The sequence below is a fragment of the Variovorax sp. 01N425 genome, from assembly GCF_056399465.1.
In genome coordinates, this window is sequence record NZ_JBFTRJ010000072.1 from 1 (window position 1) to 354 (window position 354).

1 protein-coding gene is annotated in these 354 nt (G+C 67.2%); it reads left to right on the forward strand.

Translation table 11 applies throughout. The features are described from left to right. On the forward strand, positions 1-335 hold a 335-nt coding region (locus AC1DSC_RS32740; protein ID WP_478132107.1), incomplete at its 5' end, for a class I SAM-dependent methyltransferase. Positions 336-354 lie beyond the last annotated feature (19 nt).

Consider the following 354-nt stretch of genomic DNA (forward strand, 5'->3'; position numbering starts at 1 on the left):
TCGTAATGGAAGCCATGACCAATGGCGGCCTGGAGGAAGTGGACATCGAAAACCTGCGGCCGCACTACGCGCGCACGCTGTGGGCCTGGAGCGACGCGCTGGAAGCCCGCTTGCCCGAAGCCGCGCAGGTATTAGGCGGCGAGCAGGGCGCACGGTCATTGCGGGCGTACCGCCTGTATCTGGCCGGCTGCGCCATGGCGTTCGAGCACGGCTGGATCGCGCTGCACCAGATCCTGGGCCAGCCGCCCGCCACCGGCCGCCCGGACGAACTCGACAACCCCGCCGACCTCTCGTACCCATGGCGGCGCGACTATATGTATAGCGGTGACCGCTGAAAGTCGGACGGAATCAGGG